Raw genomic sequence first — 1,481 nt, 5'->3', positions numbered from 1 at the left:
AAGTGTGGCGAGTCGGCTGGCTGGTCAGCGACTTTATATTAAAAAAGAAATTATATTAAGATTATTAAATATATTAAAAGAGGTGGGCACTCTATCAGGATTATCGGACGTTTCATCAGAAAAACGTAGACGGTTTATCAAGGTCGAATGACTGCTCACCAACTTGTTCGTTTTTGACCTTTCTCTCATTGACGAATGGCATAGGGTGGACAATTTGTAAATTATTTTGATGAACGGTCTTGACAAATCTTTTCAATATGTAACAACGATAATAAGAGATAAAAATCAAATTGAGATAATTTACAGAATAAACTAACGCTAAATCACTTCCATCACCGCACTCAAACACGCTGGGATAGGCTTTTATGTTTTGATTTTTGCTCTTTAACGACAAACATCAAAGGAGAAGCTAATGTCTGTTAAAACCACGAAAAACAATCCAAAACATAAGGTTCTAATCGTAGAACGCCAGTTCATTCACACTCACTTTAATATGTACCAGAGCCTACTCTTACCATCAGGTTTGAGCTTTAAAGCGCTAAAAGTGGCGTTTTATCTGCTGCATCATAATCAACTATTCAATTACTACAACAAAAGCAATGAGATTGTGACTTGCCGTATCTCTCTGTCGGAATTATGCAGTTATTTTCAATCCAGCAGAAAGCCTATGCTGGAGATACTATACGATCTAAAACATCCTTTAATTCAGATTGATTCTATTGACAATTTCTACGTGACATACTCGGTTGATACTGCTTCATTTAATTCAAGAAAAGTTGTGATGAATGATAACCATCATGGTTATAAAACAAATCAAAGCTACTTCATAAACTTAGATGAGATGAAACCGCATCGTTCAATCATAGGTTGGATGATGAGCAATTTCAAAAGCTATTATGGTCAGCAAGTAAAGCTTAAACGAGAGTTTTTATTCGACTTATTCGGGTATGACCGTGAGACAGAAAAAGACCGTAAAAATGCTGTAAGAGTCATAAAACGAGCCTCAAAACCACAGGGTTATAGTTATCAGAATTATTCCTTTGTTCTGGCAAAACCGATGAAGATACAGAGTGTAGAAGATGATTACGCTGTTCAACTTTCACAGCTTAATGCTGAGTCAGAGCAGGAATACAGTCTAAGCCCTTATGATGAGGAGTATTATGGTCAGTTCTAATTATTCCTATGAAGAATCTTTGGCGCAGTGGCAACGATCACATCCTTGCGTGGTATGCGTATCGCTACGAGTGTATCAAGGACATTGGTCAATTGAAGTTGTTGGTTTACCTGGCGTTGAAACACACGTTATAGCTAATCAGGGTCAGACTATCGAACAGTGTCTCTATCAACTGCTGGCTTATGAAAGACTCATCGTTGCTGATAGCCAGAGCTTCTTTGGTAAGATAGAAAAGCGCCTGACCAGTCGATCATTTTTCACAGAGTATGTGATCAATCAATTAAAGCTCCGCACCGTCTCCATCGGA

Annotated in this window: 2 protein-coding genes; both read left to right on the top strand. The window is 37.7% G+C overall.

Annotated elements, in window-relative coordinates:
* The first annotated feature begins 412 nt into the window (after nt 1-412).
* A complete protein-coding gene (locus tag R7127_RS26115) occupies nt 413-1,174 on the top strand; it encodes a hypothetical protein (RefSeq protein WP_104975203.1) in 762 nt (253 codons plus the stop codon).
* Nucleotides 1,161-1,481 (top strand): hypothetical protein (locus R7127_RS26110; RefSeq protein WP_318148673.1); only part of this gene is annotated, 321 nt, incomplete at its 3' end. The genes R7127_RS26115 and R7127_RS26110, both read left to right, overlap by 14 nt.

This window comes from Vibrio sp. 1159, assembly GCF_033340395.1.
Taxonomy (GTDB): Bacteria; Pseudomonadota; Gammaproteobacteria; order Enterobacterales; family Vibrionaceae; genus Vibrio; species Vibrio alginolyticus.
This window is presented reverse-complemented; position numbering and strand designations above follow the sequence as displayed.